The sequence below is a fragment of the uncultured Fibrobacter sp. genome (genome assembly GCF_947305105.1).
Taxonomy (GTDB): Bacteria; Fibrobacterota; Fibrobacteria; order Fibrobacterales; family Fibrobacteraceae; genus Fibrobacter.
This window is the reverse complement of record NZ_CAMZCS010000035.1, coordinates 1-16,319: the sequence shown is the minus strand read 5'-3', so window position 1 is coordinate 16,319 and position 16,319 is coordinate 1. Positions and strand designations below refer to the sequence as shown.

The 16,319-nt window shown below is 51.8% G+C and carries 15 protein-coding genes; 1 reads left to right on the top strand and 14 read right to left on the bottom strand.

All coding sequences use genetic code 11. The annotated features are described in order from the left end of the window. Positions 1-62: 62 nt before the first annotated feature. The 14 genes from argF to Q0Y46_RS12580 form a co-directional block, all read right to left on the bottom strand. Positions 63-1,019 carry an ornithine carbamoyltransferase gene (gene argF / locus Q0Y46_RS12645; protein ID WP_297947818.1) on the bottom strand — a complete coding sequence of 319 codons (957 nt, stop codon included), beginning with the start codon at positions 1,017-1,019 and terminating at the stop codon, positions 63-65. A gap of 193 nt (positions 1,020-1,212) precedes the next feature. Further along, entirely contained in the window at positions 1,213-2,712 is a 1,500-nt protein-coding gene (locus Q0Y46_RS12640; RefSeq protein ID WP_297947817.1) for a carbon starvation CstA family protein, read from the bottom strand. Positions 2,713-2,745: 33 nt separating this feature from the next. Continuing rightward, positions 2,746-3,930: a DUF6588 family protein gene (locus Q0Y46_RS12635; protein ID WP_295678270.1), complete on the bottom strand. Its 1,185-nt coding sequence runs from the start codon at positions 3,928-3,930 to the stop codon at positions 2,746-2,748. 47 nt (positions 3,931-3,977) lie between these two features. Beyond that, positions 3,978-4,664, bottom strand: coding sequence for a hypothetical protein (locus Q0Y46_RS12630; RefSeq protein ID WP_295678271.1), 687 nt, complete (start codon positions 4,662-4,664; stop codon positions 3,978-3,980). A 53-nt stretch (positions 4,665-4,717) separates the two neighbouring features. Beyond that, the gene (locus tag Q0Y46_RS12625; RefSeq protein WP_297947815.1) at positions 4,718-5,542 is read right to left on the bottom strand and encodes a metallophosphoesterase; all 825 of its coding nucleotides are present in this window, start codon (positions 5,540-5,542) and stop codon (positions 4,718-4,720) included. Positions 5,543-5,786: 244 nt separating this feature from the next. After that, the gene (locus Q0Y46_RS12620) at positions 5,787-6,515 is read right to left on the bottom strand and encodes a pseudouridine synthase (protein WP_295678274.1); all 729 of its coding nucleotides are present in this window, start codon (positions 6,513-6,515) and stop codon (positions 5,787-5,789) included. Next, entirely contained in the window at positions 6,512-7,507 is a 996-nt protein-coding gene (locus Q0Y46_RS12615) for a phosphatase (protein WP_297947813.1), read from the bottom strand. Before Q0Y46_RS12615 ends, Q0Y46_RS12620 begins: the two co-directional genes overlap by 4 nt. Further along, positions 7,500-7,883 (bottom strand): hypothetical protein, encoded by a 384-nt coding sequence (locus tag Q0Y46_RS12610; protein WP_297947811.1) that lies wholly within the window; start codon positions 7,881-7,883, stop codon positions 7,500-7,502. Before Q0Y46_RS12610 ends, Q0Y46_RS12615 begins: the two co-directional genes overlap by 8 nt. An 84-nt stretch (positions 7,884-7,967) precedes the next feature. Further along, positions 7,968-8,312 (bottom strand): hypothetical protein, encoded by a 345-nt coding sequence (locus Q0Y46_RS12605; protein WP_297947810.1) that lies wholly within the window; start codon positions 8,310-8,312, stop codon positions 7,968-7,970. Between the two features lie 280 nt (positions 8,313-8,592). Beyond that, positions 8,593-9,339, bottom strand: coding sequence for a 3-methyl-2-oxobutanoate hydroxymethyltransferase (panB, locus tag Q0Y46_RS12600; RefSeq protein WP_295678278.1), 747 nt, complete (start codon positions 9,337-9,339; stop codon positions 8,593-8,595). Positions 9,340-9,553: 214 nt separating this feature from the next. Then, on the bottom strand, positions 9,554-10,351 hold the full coding sequence (gene recO / locus Q0Y46_RS12595; protein ID WP_295678282.1) for a DNA repair protein RecO: 798 nt from the start codon (positions 10,349-10,351) through the stop codon (positions 9,554-9,556). Between the two features lie 214 nt (positions 10,352-10,565). Beyond that, complete coding sequence (locus Q0Y46_RS12590; protein WP_297947808.1) at positions 10,566-10,922, bottom strand: histidine triad nucleotide-binding protein; 357 nt, start codon at positions 10,920-10,922, stop codon at positions 10,566-10,568. 48 nt (positions 10,923-10,970) lie between these two features. Then, positions 10,971-13,982: a D-alanyl-lipoteichoic acid biosynthesis protein DltD gene (locus tag Q0Y46_RS12585; RefSeq protein ID WP_297947806.1), complete on the bottom strand. Its 3,012-nt coding sequence runs from the start codon at positions 13,980-13,982 to the stop codon at positions 10,971-10,973. 217 nt (positions 13,983-14,199) lie between these two features. Continuing rightward, a complete protein-coding gene (locus Q0Y46_RS12580) occupies positions 14,200-14,934 on the bottom strand; it encodes a hypothetical protein (RefSeq protein ID WP_297947804.1) in 735 nt (244 codons plus the stop codon). 50 nt (positions 14,935-14,984) lie between these two features. Between Q0Y46_RS12580 and Q0Y46_RS12575 the strand changes: the two genes are divergently transcribed. After that, on the top strand, positions 14,985-15,836 hold the full coding sequence (locus Q0Y46_RS12575) for a lysophospholipid acyltransferase family protein (RefSeq protein ID WP_297947803.1): 852 nt from the start codon (positions 14,985-14,987) through the stop codon (positions 15,834-15,836). The last annotated feature ends 483 nt before the right edge of the window (positions 15,837-16,319 follow it).

Sequence of the window (16,319 nt, the reverse complement as noted above, 5' to 3'; positions counted from 1 at the left end):
AAAAATGGCGCAACTCGTACGTGAGTTGCGCGACGCCGTATAACGATGTCTATAAGGCAGAATTAAGCAAAAGGCGGCATGACCTGCCAGAGAACGGCCTTATGCGCGTGCAGGCGATTCTCGGCTTCCTCGAAGCTCATGTTCACGTCGAGGTTGTCCATCACGGAGTCCGTGATTTCTTCGCCGCGGTGTGCGGGCAGGCAGTGGCTCACCTTGCAGTGTGCCGGAGCGAGCTTCAGGAGTTCGTCGTTGATCTGGAACGGGAGGAAGTGGCTCTGCTTTTCGGCCTTTTCGCCTTCCTGGCCCATGGAAACCCACACGTCGCTATAGAGGATATCGGCATCCTTGACGGCTTCCTTCGGGTCGTTGAACACGCGGTACTCACAACCGTGCTTCTTGAGGCCTTCGGCGGCTTCTTCCACTACGTTCTTCGGCTGCTCGAAACCCTTGGGGCATGCGAGCGTGAAGTTCATGCCCACCTTGGAGGCGAGCGCGAGGAAGGAGTTCGCGACGTTGTTGCCGTCACCGATGAAGGCGACAGTCTTCGGCTTGCCATCGGCGTTCTTGAAACCGCCGAGGTTTTCGCTGATCATCTGCGCGAAGGCGATGGCCTGGCAGGGGTGGCAGTCGTCGGTGAGGGCGTTCACTATAGGTACGCTACCGAATTCGGCGAGTTCTTCCACGAGCTGCTGCTTGAAGCAGCGGACCACGATGGCGTTCACCCAGCGGGAAAGGCAACGGGCCACGTCCTTCACGCTTTCGCGCTTGCCGAGTCCGATGGAATCCGGGGCGAGCAGCACGGCATGGCCGCCGAGCTGGTTCATGCCCACCTGGAACGTGGTGATGGTTCGCAGCGAGGGCTTCTCGAAGAACATGGCGATGTTCTGGCCGTGGAGACGGTCAGAAACTTTGCCGGCGTGGACCTCTTTCTTGAGGCGCGAGGCAATCTCGACGGTTTCGAGGATTTTTTCTTCGCTCCAGTCCATCAGGCGAAGGAAGTGCTTGTTGCGATCGATCATTTTTCTGCTCCTCGGGCAAGCCCTGTCAAAAAAACAAAAACGGCTGCCCGCTTGACGAACGGCCGGTACATTTCCTTTGGCATTTCCAAGAGAAAGCATAAATATACTAAAAAAATCGGAAAATAACGTAAAAAAACAAAAAAAACAGAGCGGTGTACGCTCTGTTTATCAAAGTTCTTTGTCGAAAACTCGCTTATTCCCAGTGGTCCGGGTTGAAATCCGATTTCTGGGAGAGCTTCTTGCCACGCCTGCAAAGCAAAGTGACGAGGACAATGGCAACCACGGCGGCGAGCACGATGGCGACGTTGTAGTTGAGGCCAAAGCCCACCGGAGCGCCCTTCAGGTTCTCGGGGCTCACCCACAGGATATAGTCGCTGGTGATGAAGGCCATGAACAGGCACGGGATGAGCGCAACCCAGAAGTTCTTCTTTTTGCAGCGGAGGTAGACCACGGCGACGCAGAGGCTGCACACGGCCATGAGCTGGTTGCTCCAGCTGAAGTAGTTCCAAAGGATATTGAAGCCTTCGGGGTTCAGGTTGCTCCAGAAGATGATGACCGCGCAGAGCGTGAACATCGGGACCGTCAGAATGAGGCGGTTCCTGACGGAGGTCTGATCCATACCGGTGAGTTCGGCAATCGTGAGACGGAGGCTGCGCAGGCTCGTGTCGCCACTGGTAATCGCGAGGATGATGACGCCCACGACGACGAGGATGGAAATCGGTGCGAACGGGATAACGGTAGAGACAAGTTCACTCAGGACTTTCACGCCGCTTGCACCCGTGATGAGTTCGGGCATGTGATGGTAGATGAACATGCCGCCGGCGGCCCAGATCATGCCGATAAGGCCTTCGACAATCATCATGCCGTAGAAGGTCTGGCGGCCGGTGTGTTCGGTCTTTTCGGTGCGGGCAACGAGCGGGCTCTGCGTGCTGTGGAATCCGCTGATGATGCCGCAGGCAATCGTTACGAACAACATTGGGATGATGGGCTGGTGTGCCGGATGCTGCGTGAAGTTGGATGCAATGTCGCTGAAGCAGATTTCGTCGAGAGTGCCGAGCTGCGGAGCGATGCCAATCAGGATACCGAGGGAGGCGAGAATCAGGAGGCCGCCGAACACGGGGTAGATGCGACCGATAATCTTGTCGATGGGGAAGAAGGTGCTCGCGAAGTAGTAGGCGAAAATGACTGCGACCGCAATCCAGAACAAAGTCGGGGATACGGCGGAACCGGCGAGAATCGGCGTGTTGATGAGGGCTGCCGGGGTGTTGGTGAACACGGCTCCCACGAGGAGGAGCGCCACGGAGATGAGGGCGATCACCACCTTGGACGGGCCGTTACCCAGGAACTTGCGCGAAAGGGCGGGGACGTTTACGCCATTGTTGCGCATGCTGATCATGCCCGAGAAGTAGTCGTGTACTGCACCGCCGAACACGTTGCCGATGGGGAGCAGGATGAACACGATGGCACCGAATTTGATGCCCAGGATGACTCCGATGACGGGGCCGATGCCTGCGATGTTCAGGAGCTGGATGAGTACGTTTTTCCAGTGCGGCAGGACCATGCGGTCCACTCCGTCCGGGTTTTGCACGGCGGGAGTGTTCCTGTTGTCGGGTCCGAAAATTCGTTCCACGAACTTGCCGTATGTGAAGTAGCCGCCAATCAGAATGGCAATGCCGATAAGGAATGTAATCATCTTTTGCCTTCTTTTTTTGTTTTTAAGTTTTTGTTAGAAACTTTCTTCCTCCTGAGCGGAGTCCTCGGACTGTTCGGTGGGCTGTTCTTCGGAGGGTTCTTCAGCTTCTGTTTCCGTTGCTTCGGACTCTCCCTGTTCCGCTTCCGTTGTTTCTGCGGATTCTTGCGTTACGGACGTTTCTTGGGGTTCCGTTTTTGCATTGCTCACCGATTCTTTTTCTTTCGCGATTTCGTCGGGGGTCTTGTCTTTGCCCAGGCTCTGCTTGAAGTAAAGGATGTTCGTGGTGAACGAGGACTTTCCTACGTAATCGTAGCCGACGACAGGATGGAACGAACCCAGTTGCAGTGCGACTTCGATGCCGAAACGGAAACCGTTGTTTCCCTTGACGGTCAAGTTCGGATTGATCTGTTGTAGGGGATTGTCCTTGTTGACGAGATGGCCGCTGGATTTCATGCTAGAATTCTGGTAGCCGAGGGACATCATGATTTCGACGAGCTGGATGGGCTTGTAGCCGACAACGAGATTGATCGTGTATGCGCTGATGTCCAGGTCCAGTTCGCCATTGTAATCGTCGGGCTGGTAGCCGATGCCGCTGGTGCTGTAGCCGAACATGAGGCTCACGTCAAGGGGTTGTGCTGCCTTGGGGAGCTTGTACTGGAAGAAGTGCCCAAAACTGTATTGCAGGCCGAACCCGAACAAGTTGAATTTTTGAAGTTGGCTGATGGAGGGGAGGAACATGCCGCGCAAGACAAGCCTTGCATGGTAGAAACTGCCTGCCAGCTGGAGGTACGGGTAGGTAAACACTCCGAGGCTGTTCAAGTTCTCGTTACCATAGATGCGATTGTCTGGTTGCTGCACGTTGCCGTGCTCGCCAAAGATGGTCGGCGTCTCGTAGCTGATACGTTGTCCGAGAATGTCAATGGATGTCGTGTAACTGCGGTCGTCATCTGTGATAGGCACGATGGCGAAGGGCAGGCCAGCCTCGAACGTGAAACTTTTGGGAACCCCTGCGCTAGAAACCCAGTTGCTGTTGAGGATGGTTCCGAGGTTCGTGATAATGGGCTTCACGTAATCGGGACGGTTTCCATAGATGGGAATGGAACTGTCGAAAGCGGAAAGGGATTCGTAGGTCGTGGCCCAGCCATCATCGTCCATGGCATAGGTTGCGGTGGCGGAGGCCAGTATCAGGGCGAGAGCGATGCGTGATTTCGTTTTCATGGCGCCAAAGATAGAATTTTAAACCCTTGCTGCACCCCCGCCTTCTCTTAGAACTGGTATATAAAAGAGAGTTCTACGAACGCGAATGTTTGCCAAATCTTATGTTTCAGTTCGTTGGTCCCGGCGTTTTCCGTGTTGATGTTGCTGAACCAGGTTTCGTAGAACTTGAGAGAGGGTTCTATTATCAGGTTTTCCGTCAAAAAATAGCGGATATTCATGATGAGGGCTAACGAAGATCCCATCAACTCCGATGCGGTTTTTTCCTTGGATTCGTCGGCGGGGAAAACGCTGTTTTCGCTTTTGATGCTCGTGTAGGCGTAACCGAGGCCGATTCCTGGCTGGAAGAATTCCGGCCAAAAGAAGTTGTAGATGAACTCGACTCCAAATCTCCAAATGCGAATATTTTCTTTGATGGATTTGTCTGGGAATCCGCCCAGCGATTCGGTAAGGTTCCAGTAGTTGAAATTTGCAGAAAGCGAAAACTGAGCAATGTTGACACCCAGGAAAAAGTCGGGCATCATAAAGATATTTAGGGACGGTAGATGAACTGTTTCTTTATCTCCGTTTTCCGTTTTTCCGGATATGTTGTTGTCACCAATATCGCCGCGGGTTGCCACGACGCCGAAGCCGACGCCCGCAAAGTAGGAACGCGGCCAATAGCCTTCGCCTTCGTCTGCAAAGGCGCTTGTGCTGAAAATGCTAAGGAATAATAATGTTACTAGGAATTTTTTCATTGTGACTGCTCGTTTTTTTTTAAAGATACTAAAATAAAATAAGATGAACCGCACTATAATCTGTAGCCAGCCCATTCCGCCGAGATGGACGGACTCGCCTTGCGGATGTTGGCCTCTTCGGGAGTCTCGTTTGTGGGGGTGATTTCTCCGCGCATGATTTTTTCGCGGATATTGTCGAAGGTGATGATGTTTTTGCTAGCATCGCCAGCGACTTTGCATGGAGAAACTTCCGATTCCTTGGTCTTGTCTTTTACTGGCGTGTATTCGCGGCGTGCCGGGATTTCGTAGAACTTGTCTTCTTCGGGGCACCATGCGGTAAGGTATTTTCCGTAGACGCAGCCCGAGTCAAGCCCGATGAATCCGGGGCGGTGGACAAAACCTTTCTTGGCCCAGTGCCCGAACACGACCGTCTTGGGCCAGGTGACTTGCTTGTACCAAGGTTCGTCATTCCACTTGCGGATAGACAGCAACACTTCGGGGCTCATGTCTTCTAGCCTCGTCTTGCCGGGTTCGAGGCCGGCATGCACGAGCAGCGCGTGCGGGGTGTCGCGCCAGAGTGGCCAGTCTTTCACGATGTCGCGTATATATATCCAGTCTTCGAGCGGGAGCCGTGCAAAACGCTTCTTCTGCTTTTCGCTCCACTGGGAGGGGGGTGTTTCCATCGAGCGGATGAGGTGTTCTTCGTGGTTCCCGCGCACGGTCAAGATTCCGTTATCGACGACGAACTTCAGCGCCCGCATCATGTCGGGGCCCTTATTTATAATGTCGCCGGTCTGGTAGAGCGTATCGGAGCCGCGGACAAAGCCAAACTTGTCTACGATTGCTTCCAGTTCGTCGGCGCAACCATGAACGTCACCTATGTATAATGTTCTATTCATATTAGGTTTCCAGGCACGAGGAGAGAGACTAGAGAATAGAGGCTACCTTTGACCACTTAGTGCTTTAGCACTTATGTGGGCATGGCCACCTTTAGGTGGGAGGCTAGTGAAAAGAATCACGCACTTCGTGCGTCAATATAAGACGGCGAAGCCGTGATATTTCTCCCTAGCCCCTAGATTCTAGATCCTAATCCCTAACCACTGTCTACTTCCTACTTCCTACTATTTACCTCATACCTCATAGCTACTTCATCCTCACCGCCTGTCTCAACTTGTTCATTTCATCCGCAGTCAGTTCCCTGTATTCGCCTGCGGGGAGTTCTCCCAGCTGAATCTTGCAGTAGCTCACGCGCTTGAGGTCGCGGATTTCGTAGCCGACGGCGCGCATCATGCGGCGGATTTCGCGGTTCTTGCCCTCGGTGAGCACGAGTTCGGCGAATCCGTTTTCGAGGTAGACGTCGGTGGCGAAGGCGATTTCCTCTTCTGCATCGGGATCGTTTTCGTCGCGGATGTCAACGCCGTCAACCAGTTTCTGTGCGGCTGAATCGCTGAGGGGGCGTGTCGTCCACACATAGTAACTGCGCGGGATTTCGTAGCTGGGGTGGGTGAGCCTATGCAACAGTTCGCCATCGTCGGTGAACAGCAACAGCCCGCGGCTTTGCAAGTCAAGTCGGCCTACATATTTGAGGTGTTGGAATCCGGGAGGCAGGTAATCGTACACGGTGCGGCGGCCCTGCGGGTCGACCTTGGTGCAAACGCATCCGGGCGGTTTGTGGAACAGGATGGTCTTTGTTTTGGTGGGGAGCTTTGCCGGTTTCCCATCGACAATGACTTTGTCCTTGGTCTCGTCTACTTGGTGCCCGAGATCGGTGATTGTCTCTCCGTTCACCTGAACAAGACCGTCGGCAATCAATGTGTCGGCGGCGCGGCGGCTTGCGATGCCGCAAAGAGATATGTACTTATTTATTCTCATGTGGAGGAATCCTCCGGGGCGGCTTCTTGCTTGTTCTTCATCCAGGGCGGAACGCGCTTGGGCTTCGGCTTTTCTTCCGGTTCCGGCTCCGGCGGGTAGAGCAGACCGAAGCGGAGGCCTGCCGTACTGATCTTGAAAGTCTCGACGCGGAGTTTTTCCAGGAGGGAACGCAACCAGAACAGTCCGCAGATGATGACTTCGTGCCTTCCGTTTTCAAGTCCCGGGAGCATCGCGCGAAGTTCTTTGGAGAGGTTCGTGATTCGCGTGGTGACGTTTTCCAGGTCGGTGATGCTCATTTCCAGGCCTTCGATGGCCTTGTAGTCAAACTTTTGCTTGTCGAGGAACACCATTGCAAGTGCCGTTCCCGTTCCGCCGATAAGGTAGACGGGTTTCTTGGTCATTCCCTTGAAGCTGACTTCCTTGAAAGTTTCCTTGACGAACTTTTTGTATTCGGGGCCGGGGATGGGACCCATCGCCTTGAACATCTTGAGTGCACCGACGGGAATCGAAAGCGATGTCTCGCCGTTGCACAGTTCCGTGGATCCGCCACCGATGTCGATAGTGACGATGTCGGAGCCGTGCCATTCCTTGACGGAGCGGAAGGTGAGTCGTCCTTCTTCTTCGCCGGAGATGATGCGGGGCTTCATCCAGATTGCTTTTTCCACCGCTTCGATGACTTCGTCGGGATTGCTGGCGCGGCGCATGGCCTCGGTCATGGCGACTGCCTTGAGGTCGGCACCGAGGGCATGCAGGTCCATGCGGAACTTCGTCATGATTTGCGTGAGTTCCTGGATCCTCGCTTCTGTGATGTGCCCACACTCGTAAATGTCTTCGCCCAGGCGGCAAACTTCCACCTTCTGGAGTTTTGGCACGAGAACTTTTTTGTTCTCGGTTGCTTTGGCCTGCTCCGTGACCTTATCCTCGAATGCGGCTATCAGCAGGATGCAACTGTGGCTCCCGATGTCGATGGTGGCTTGGAGTTTGTTATCCATTTTCACCCTCGCTCAAATCCTTCGACTCTGTTTCATCGGATTTATCGGCGTCGTCACGTTTCTCGTCAATCTTTTTCATCCCCGCCTTGATTTTCTCGGCGAGCTTTGCCGGGTTCGTGAGGAATTCTTTCGCACTGGCGATGGCTTCTTCAACCAACGAGGATGAGTAAGTTCTGTTCCATTCGGCGACCATCTTTGCCGTGGTGCTTCCGAGCGGTTTCTTCTCGCGGATTTCTTGGCCCATCTTGAGGGCGAGTAGCAAGCCGAGTTCGAACGCTCTTGGCTTCTCCTTGCCTTCGAGAAGTTTTTCTATTCGGGAAATGCGTTCCTCGTAGGGAATGCTTTGTTGCTTGGTCAAGTCTTCTTCTGAAATCATGACTATAAAGATAGTATTTGCAGTCATGCTAAAAAAGAAAAGGCCCCGCCGAAGCGGAGCCTTTCCATAATAGCCTTGGAAGAATTACTTCTTGGCAGCCGGCTTCTTAGCAGCAGCGGGCTTCTTAGCAGCAGCCGGCTTCTTGGCAGCAGACGGCTTCTTGGCAGCGGCCGGCTTCTTAGCAGCGGACGGCTTCTTAGCAGCAGACGGCTTCTTGGCAGCGGCCGGCTTCTTAGCAGCAGACGGCTTCTTGGCAGCAGACGGCTTCTTAGCAGCGGCCGGCTTCTTAGCAGCGGCCGGCTTCTTAGCAGCAGACGGCTTCTTAGCAGTAGACGGCTTCTTGGCCGGCTTCTTTGCAGTAGACGGCTTCTTGGCCGGCTTCTTAGCAGTAGCGGGTTTCTTGGCAGGTTTCTTTGTTGTTGTAGCCATTTTATCTTCCTTTTTTTGAGGGTTTGTTGTTTGATGACTATAAAATAACTTTATTTTCACAAATAATCAACATTTTTTTAAATTTTTTTCATTTTTTTTTTTAAAGGGTATTGACAAGTCATTTTTTGCCATTCGAAAAATTTTGTCTTCCAGATACCCTATTTTCTAGTTTATATGTGATTTTAACGCACGAAAAAAACATCGGCACACATACCGATGTTTGATTGTAACTCAATGATGCTCAAAGAATTGTATATAAAGTGATACCGCTGGAATCCGCTTACTGCTTGGCTTTGACGCTGTCGATATATTTCTTGATCCCTTCGGTTCCGAGAGCAAACATGTCCACGAACTTCGTGGCGAACGGAGGGAGCTTGCGCTGGTGCATTCCGAGAGCGTCGTGCATCACGAGTACCTGACCGTCCGTAAATTTTCCGCCGCCGATACCGATGGTGACACTTTTTACTTCGCGGGTAATCTTCTTTCCGAGTTCTTCAGGGATGTGCTCGAGCACAGTTTCAAAGCAACCGAGACTGTCGACGAACTTTGCAGCATCTTCGATGGCGTGCGCTTCTTCTTCTGTCTTGCCTTTCTGTTTGAAGTTCTCTGCGGTTTGCGGGAGTAGCCCGAGGTGTGCGCACACGGGAATGTCTTTGCTGCGTAGGAATTCGATGACTCCTTCGGGTGTGCCTTCGAGCTTGATGCTTGCTGCCCCTAAGTCCATGAAGCGCATAGCGTTATCGTACGCCGTTTGCGGATCCTTGTCGCTCAGGTAGGGCATGTCGGCAACCACGTGCGTGTTGGGAGCTCCACGGCAGACTGCTGCAACGAAGATGAGCATTTCGTTCATGCCGATTTCGCGCGTGCTCTTGTAACCGAGCATGGTGTTCGCGAGACTATCGCCAACGAGAATCTGGTCAACCCCGGCAGCTTCCGCCATTTGCGCAAATGCGAAATCGTAGGCGGTTATCATGGATATTTTTTCACCTTGTGATTTTTTTGCCTTGAGATCTTCTGGAGTTAACATGAGAACCTTCTTTTTTGTTTTACAAAAAATAGTAAAAAAGATGATGCGGGAGGGGCCGACGCTCCATTCTCAAGACGCTTAGAAAATATCTTTGAGACTTGAGGGTGTTCTCGCGATTGCTTAGGGGATGCTGAATTGCTGAATGTTTGGGAATGCAATGATGCTGAATGCTGTAATGTTTTGGATGATGTCACTATATATATAGTGGTATATATTAGTTGCTGAAGAGTTTGCGGGTTTCGTTCAGGAACTGGAGCGACTTGATTTCCTTGAGGAAGCCGATGTGCTTGCGCAGGTAGGAGAGGAGTGCGTTCTCGACATATTGCGAGTGTGTTATCTTGTTGTTGGTCAACAAGTTCCAAATTCCAAGCGAGGTCTCTTCGCGCATGTGTGCCATTCCCGTGCCGATGCAATCTTTGCAGATGACGGCGCCTGTTTCGGGAATGAAGTCTGCCGGCGGTGCGTCTAGAATTTTTCCGCAGCGGCTGCATGTGGCGAGGTCGAGAGAGTATCCCCATGCTTCGCAGGTGTCGAGCAGCCATCGGGCGAAAATGTTTGATTTCGGGATTTGCGCTTGCGTTAAATCTGTAGAGGTGTCGTAGTTGCCCTGATTGTCGTGGAGTGCATTTGTTCCTGTCTGGTCGAGTTCACTTGTCGCTTGCTCTAGTAACATGAACTCCGATTGCAACGGAACTCCTTGCGGAGCATAACGCAAGAGGATTTCTGCCATGACTTGCGCTTTTGCGAGGGCGAGCAGGTCTTCGCGAAGGTTTTTTCTCCATTCGATGAGTGTCGCTTCTTTGATGAACTGCAGTTCGGCATTCGGGTTCTGCCGAAAAACGACCTCGCTCAGGGCGAGTGGGTCGAGCGCTCCCTTGAAGGGGGATTCCTTCCGCTTGCCTCCTTTTACGATGAAGGAGACGATGCCGACTTCTTCCGTGAGGGCCTTGACGATCCAGCTCGAATCGCTGTAGGCGTAGCGATGCAGGACTATGGCGCGGGACTTGATCATAGATGTGCCGTGAGGTCGGGGCTAAAGCCCCTTTGAGGTATGAGGTAAAGAGTGGTTAGTAAACAGTGGTTCGTGGTTAGGGGAGTGAACTACGAGTTTGACCTTTAACTGCTTACTTGTCTTTTGAATCCTCGCAGCCCACTGCTCATTGCTCACTGCTCGCTCCTCGAACCTCGAGCCACGTGCCTCGAAGCGACCGTAGGGAGCGACCTGATTACTCCTTCGGGAACGGTGGCCAGCCCATGACTTGTCCGCCGACCACATGCAGGTGGATGTGGAATACGGTCTGTCCGGCATCGGCCTTGCAGTTGAACACGAAGCGTGCTCCGTTTTCTTCGAGGCCGAGCTCCTTCGCGATAATCTGGGCGCGGTAGAGCATCTTGCCCACGAGCTCGCAGTCTTCGGGCTTCATGTCCATGATGGTCGAAATGTGGCGTTTGGGCACCACGAGGAAATGTACCGGTGCTTGGGGGGCGATATCGTAGAAGGCGAACACGTCGTCGTCTTCGTAGATTTTCTTGGAAGGGATTTCACCCTTGATGATTTTGCAGAAAAGACAGTTTTCACTCATAATTACTTCAAAAATACATTTTTTCTTGAAAAAGATTTGTTTGTCGTTTTAGTCACCAAAATTAATGTTCAAAGTTTTGAGGAGGGAATCGATGCGGTGGGTCATTTGGACCGCTCCAGTTTGGCTTAAATGATTGTAGTCATCCGCCATGTCATCTGTATAGTCATGGTTTCCCATCTTATTTTCGTCCATCAGAATGAAATTCGGATATGTCTTTTGCAAATCAGCGATTTCTTGGATAACGGCCGGGACCTCGCTTCTCCTGAGCCCGGCATATCCATAAGCTCCCGTTTCTGCATACTTCGGATTCATCGGGAAAAGTACCCCTATCACATAGATGTTCTTTTCTTTGCATGTCTTGAGTAATTCGACAAATAGGTCAAAGTTTTTGCGGAAGGAAGATTTCCTTTTATCCATCCAGCAGGAATCGTCCGAAATTACCGGTTCTCCCCACCCATGAGCCATGTTGCTTTTGAACCCTCTCGTAGGTCTAAAGTTTTCTGCCATATCCCGTCGGCCTGGGGCTTCATATGTCATCGAAGCTAATTTAGGCGGAAAGTAATCCTTCCAGTAGTTATGATTCATATCATAAACATGTCCCGGGTAGGACTTGTATGCCTCATAAAACATGTTTTTGTTGTTTTTGCCGTCATTAGAGCTTCTGTCCAAATCAAGTGAAAGAACGATAGCCTTCAATTTTTTGCAATGAGGTAATACATAATTATAGAACAAGGGACTGTGGGCGTTGATGACGGTTGCAGAGATTGCCATGTTGACGGCAAAAACGGGTTTGTCAAATTCAATTGGAGCTACGCCTCGCAGGGCTCGCGACGATCCAAAAATCACGACATTGATTGAATCTCTATATTGCCACAACAATTCCAACTTGTAGCGATATTCTAGAGCGTTAGGGCTTGCGCCCGAAGAATTGTAATAGATGCCTGCGCTATCGGGATCAAGTTTGAAAATTTCTTCGTCCGTATCCGTGGGATCCGATGTATTCGTGGAATCGGGGATGTCCGAAGAACCCGAGGTGTTCGATGAATCTGGGGTATCCGAGGTATTGGAGGACTCGGGGATATTTGATGAATCCGAGGAGTTAGATGAGTTTGGAATATCAGGGATATTTGAAACGGATGAGGTTTCCGAGGAAGATGTGTTTACTTTCTTCACCCACAGGCACGGATGCCAGAGTTCTTCCCCTTCGGCAAGTTCCAGGATGCTGCTGTCGGAAGGGCTTGCGAGCACGATTTTCTTATGCGCACCATCTACATTCGTGAGTGTCGCGACGAGGTTCGAAGTCGCTCCGTCACTTGCCCATTCGCTGTGGTCGAAGGTATAGCCTGCAGGAGCCTTGATGGTTTGTATCAACTTTCCGTTGCTGTCGGCAATCAGGATGCGCTCGTGCGTGGCGTAGCTTTCTCCGGCAAATTTCCGACCGGGTTTTCCGCCGAAGTCGAGGAAGGCGGTACGCTTGCTGCCATCCTGTGCGAGCGATGCATTGCAGGCCTGCTCGCTGTCGTACCAGATGGTGTTGCGGGCTTTTTCGGTGAGCGAGGAGCCGGAATTGGCGATGCGGGCTCGCAGTAGTCTTGCACCTGTAACGGCAAGTGTGTTGTCTTCGCTAATGCCTCCGTGGAATGCCCCGTCGAAGAGTTTTTTCGGCGTACCGAACTTGCCATTGGCGAACTTGACTTGCCATGTGGAGGTTGCGCTAAAGGCCGACTCATCCTTGTTGCTCCCTGCGTCGGTCACGTAGACGATGACTGTGTCTCCGTTCTTGAGGACTCGCCATCGCGGGATGGCGGCGCTCTTGACATTGAGTTTTACGAGGTGGCTTCCTTCGGGATTCAAGTCACGCACATACAGCGCAGATTTACCAGCGATGCCTTCGGGCTTGGTGCAGAAGGCAACGAGCATGCCATCGGGAGAAATGTCCGGATGATAGACTTCCAGTGTGTCCTCAATTTCTGTTACGGCCATGCCGCCATCGTTGTAGTCAATGTAGGCGAGGTCCCCGCTGATGTCGTTACGGAAGGCTAGAATCGTTTTGTACGTTCCGGTATAGGCCTTCAACGATTCCATGTTGGCCAGTGGCGTGATAATGCTTTTCTTTGCGTGTCCGGTGGCATCGAGCCATATGGGGGACAGAATGTGGCCGTAGGCGAGCCTGAACCCAATGCGTTCGGCGCGGCTAGAGGCTTCTACGGTGTAGTCGTCTCCGCGGGCGACGACGTTCATTTCGGAAGCCTTTTCCGAGAAGTAGCCTCCCTTCAGCACGCGCTCGTTGAGGTCTCCGCCGTCGGGTGCACCTAGATAATTCGTAACAGTCGTGTCAAAGAAAACGCCGGCCCAGTCGTTTACCCACTCCTTCACGTTGCCCGCGAGGTCACAGAACCCGAGAGTATCTGTACCGGCACTACAGACGGTGTGCGCATGGTATTGCGAGTTGCTGGCGTTCCAGCTGAACTTCTCAGGATTCCAGCCCTGCGATGCTGCATGCACCCATTCCGCTTCGGTCGGCAGACGGTATGCGTCCGTTTCAGGGTGGAACATGAAAGCATCCAGGTTCGTGCAGTGGCCTTCGCTGTCGTATTCCACACCATTGTAGGTGTAGGCCGTGTCTTTGCTTTCGGACTTGCTCTTGGCGTTTGCGAAGAGAACCGCATCGTAATAGGATACATCGGAGAGTGGCAGACTGTCGTTCTCGCACTTGCCGAAATCCTTGAGTTTTGCCTTCTTTGCGAGTTTACGGTATTCCCCGCAGGTTACTTCGTGTATGCCGAGGAAGTAATCATAATCCAAGCGAACCTTCATGGCGGGGCGTTCCGAAGGCCTGTACTTGGCATCGTTGCTGCCGAGTGTCACCACATCGCCATGGACTGCAATCATCCCCTCCATTTCGAGGGATGGTTCTATAGAGATTTCGGAACTGGAGGATTCTATAGAAACTTCGGAACTGGACGATTCCGACGAGATTTCCGTTTCATCTAAAAATTCGGAAGAACTGTTGCTGCATGCAACAAATAGTAAGACTAGGCCTGTGAGTAGGAATCTCATAATGAATCATTTTTGGTTTCTTCTTAAAATACAATTTTTCTTACAAAAAGACTTCATTTGTCGGCTTCAAACAAAAAAAATGTTGCGCTTTGGTGCGATTTCCTATACTTTTCCGCATTCTTCGGCCCATTTCGGGCGGGTAAACGCTATTGTCTTGACAATGTTATACGTAGGGAACGAATGGGCTCTTCAGTCAGTCCTTGATTTTAAGTTCCGTCTAGACGATGCCTCGTTGCCTCATGATTTCGTCCACTTTGTGGTCCACGATTTCGCGTTCGCGCATGGCATGTAGCGATTTCTCGTTCTCGATGATTGCCGAGATGGCCCTGATATAGGCTCCGACACAAAAGGCGAATAGGACGATACTCGCTATCCGCGCGGAAGCGATATTGCTCAATAGGGTAGGAATGAAAATCAGCGCGGTCAATATGGGAATTGACGTTAGAATTTTCTTGTCGAGCGGAGTGAATTTTTCGCCCTTTGCCGTAAGAACTTTTTCCTGCTTTGCGAGAATGTCTTTGAAGATGAAGTAGTCAAGGAACCCGCAGATCCATGGAATCATTGTGCAGAAGACGGCTGCGCCGGGGGAAAATTGGGTCGATGTGTATTTGCGCAAGAACTTGATGGAGTGGTAGAGCCATTTGCAGAATTTATAAATGACCACGAGCGACACGATGCCGAAGCAAAAAAGCAGGAACAGGAATAAAAGTCCGGCGAGAATATCGGTCAGGTGGGGAGGTTGAATCGAGGTTGAACCATTTGAAATTTCCGTGAAGGGCTCGAATACGTGAATGATGTATTCGGTGAATAATCCGGTGATGACGGTGAAAACGAGAAGAATCTTTGTCCAGAGAATGGTGCTCTTGCCGCGACAGATATTTTCAGGCTCGTCTTGGATGAATGCGCTTTGCTGCACGCGTTCGGATTCATTACCGCTTTTTTCGCTAATCATAATAACCTCTGACTGGCAATTTAGAAATTTTTCGTATTTTTTTATCCGCTATGTTTTTCAAGGGAAGAATTGCCGCTGCGGTCTTTGCGCGGGTGGCTTACACGGTGCTCAAACTTGCTGGCTGGAAGCGGAAGACGTTTCTTGCCAATGCGAAGCACGTGTCGTCTGCTTTGAACTGCATCCCCGATTACGACAAACTTCTGAAAAACTTGACCCGCCATGCGGGCGAACTCCTGTTCCGTTTCGGAATGTTCAAACGTCTGCCTGCGGCACTTTCTGCGTACCCCTGCCGTGTTGACGGCTGGAATTTTGATATTGCCGAAGGTTCGGCAGAAGTCCTCGACAAGATGCGCGGGGGAGGAATTTTCCTGACCGCCCACTACGGCAACTACGAAGCAATCGGACCGTGGCTCTGTTGCTTGGGAATTCCGCTCAAGGCGAGCTATATTCCCGTGAAGCCGGCGTGGCTCAATCGTATTCTGGAAGGACGCATCCGTGCGGTAGATGGTTACCGTTATTCGGTCGATGCCCGTACTCCTCGCGAGTTTTTGCGATTGTTGGATGAGGGCAAATTATTTTGTTTGCTCGCCGACCAGGATAGTCGCATCCCGAGTGCGACCGACGGAATTTTTTTGGGGAAGCCTGTTTGCAACAATCCGCTCCCGGAATTTTTGCTGAAGCATCGCCCCGAAACGCCCGTTTTCGTTTGCTGGATGGAGGAACGGGGGAATGCGACGAAGGTCTTGCATGCGGTTGAAATCCAGAGGGAATCTGTGATGGAATCGTACAACGAATGGCTTGGGGAGCGCATTGCCCAAAACCCGACGCTTTGGTACGGCTTTACGCATCGACGGTTCATGAGTAAAGCGCCGGAGAGATATGAGGTTGATGGTAGGAAGTAGGAAGTGGGAAGTAGGAAGTAGACAGTGGTTAGTGGTTGGTGGTTAGGGATAGACGAGAGAAAAAGTTGTTGTCGCTCACCGCTCTCTCCTCGTGCCTCGCGCCTCGCGCCTGGAGCCTGAAAAGTGGTTAGTAAACAGTGGTTGGTGGTTCGGGGGGTGTATTGTTCTTGAGTGCTAATCACTAAAAAGTATGAGGGATACCGGATTTGTCATTGCGAGCCGAAGGCGAAGCAATCTCCGCTAGTTAGCTATGAGGTCGGGGCTAAAGCCTCTTTGAGGTTGCTGCGCTTTGAGGTATGAGGTCGCTCCCTTCGGTCGCTTTGAGGTAAGAGGTAGATAGTGGTTAGGGGTTAGGATCTAGAATCTAGGGGCTAGGGAGAAATATCACGGCTTTGCCGTCTTATATTAACGCACAAAGTGCGTGATACTTATTGTATAAAGAAAACTACCGGCTACGCCGGTAGTTCCGTAAAAGCCTTCTGG

Excerpts from the sequence above, each read along its gene's own strand:
- argF (WP_297947818.1), bottom strand. The coding sequence starts at position 1,019 with ATGATCGATCGCAACAAGCACTTCCTTCGCCTGATGGACTGGAGCGAA.
- Q0Y46_RS12640 (WP_297947817.1), bottom strand. The coding sequence starts at position 2,712 with ATGATTACATTCCTTATCGGCATTGCCATTCTGATTGGCGGCTACTTC.
- Q0Y46_RS12635 (WP_295678270.1), bottom strand. The coding sequence starts at position 3,930 with ATGAAAACGAAATCACGCATCGCTCTCGCCCTGATACTGGCCTCCGCC.
- Q0Y46_RS12630 (WP_295678271.1), bottom strand. The coding sequence starts at position 4,664 with ATGAAAAAATTCCTAGTAACATTATTATTCCTTAGCATTTTCAGCACA.
- Q0Y46_RS12625 (WP_297947815.1), bottom strand. The coding sequence starts at position 5,542 with ATGAATAGAACATTATACATAGGTGACGTTCATGGTTGCGCCGACGAA.
- Q0Y46_RS12620 (WP_295678274.1), bottom strand. The coding sequence starts at position 6,515 with ATGAGAATAAATAAGTACATATCTCTTTGCGGCATCGCAAGCCGCCGC.
- Q0Y46_RS12615 (WP_297947813.1), bottom strand. The coding sequence starts at position 7,507 with ATGGATAACAAACTCCAAGCCACCATCGACATCGGGAGCCACAGTTGC.
- Q0Y46_RS12610 (WP_297947811.1), bottom strand. The coding sequence starts at position 7,883 with ATGATTTCAGAAGAAGACTTGACCAAGCAACAAAGCATTCCCTACGAG.
- Q0Y46_RS12605 (WP_297947810.1), bottom strand. The coding sequence starts at position 8,312 with ATGGCTACAACAACAAAGAAACCTGCCAAGAAACCCGCTACTGCTAAG.
- panB (WP_295678278.1), bottom strand. The coding sequence starts at position 9,339 with ATGTTAACTCCAGAAGATCTCAAGGCAAAAAAATCACAAGGTGAAAAA.
- recO (WP_295678282.1), bottom strand. The coding sequence starts at position 10,351 with ATGATCAAGTCCCGCGCCATAGTCCTGCATCGCTACGCCTACAGCGAT.
- Q0Y46_RS12590 (WP_297947808.1), bottom strand. The coding sequence starts at position 10,922 with ATGAGTGAAAACTGTCTTTTCTGCAAAATCATCAAGGGTGAAATCCCT.
- Q0Y46_RS12585 (WP_297947806.1), bottom strand. The coding sequence starts at position 13,982 with ATGAGATTCCTACTCACAGGCCTAGTCTTACTATTTGTTGCATGCAGC.
- Q0Y46_RS12580 (WP_297947804.1), bottom strand. The coding sequence starts at position 14,934 with ATGATTAGCGAAAAAAGCGGTAATGAATCCGAACGCGTGCAGCAAAGC.
- Q0Y46_RS12575 (WP_297947803.1), top strand. The coding sequence starts at position 14,985 with ATGTTTTTCAAGGGAAGAATTGCCGCTGCGGTCTTTGCGCGGGTGGCT.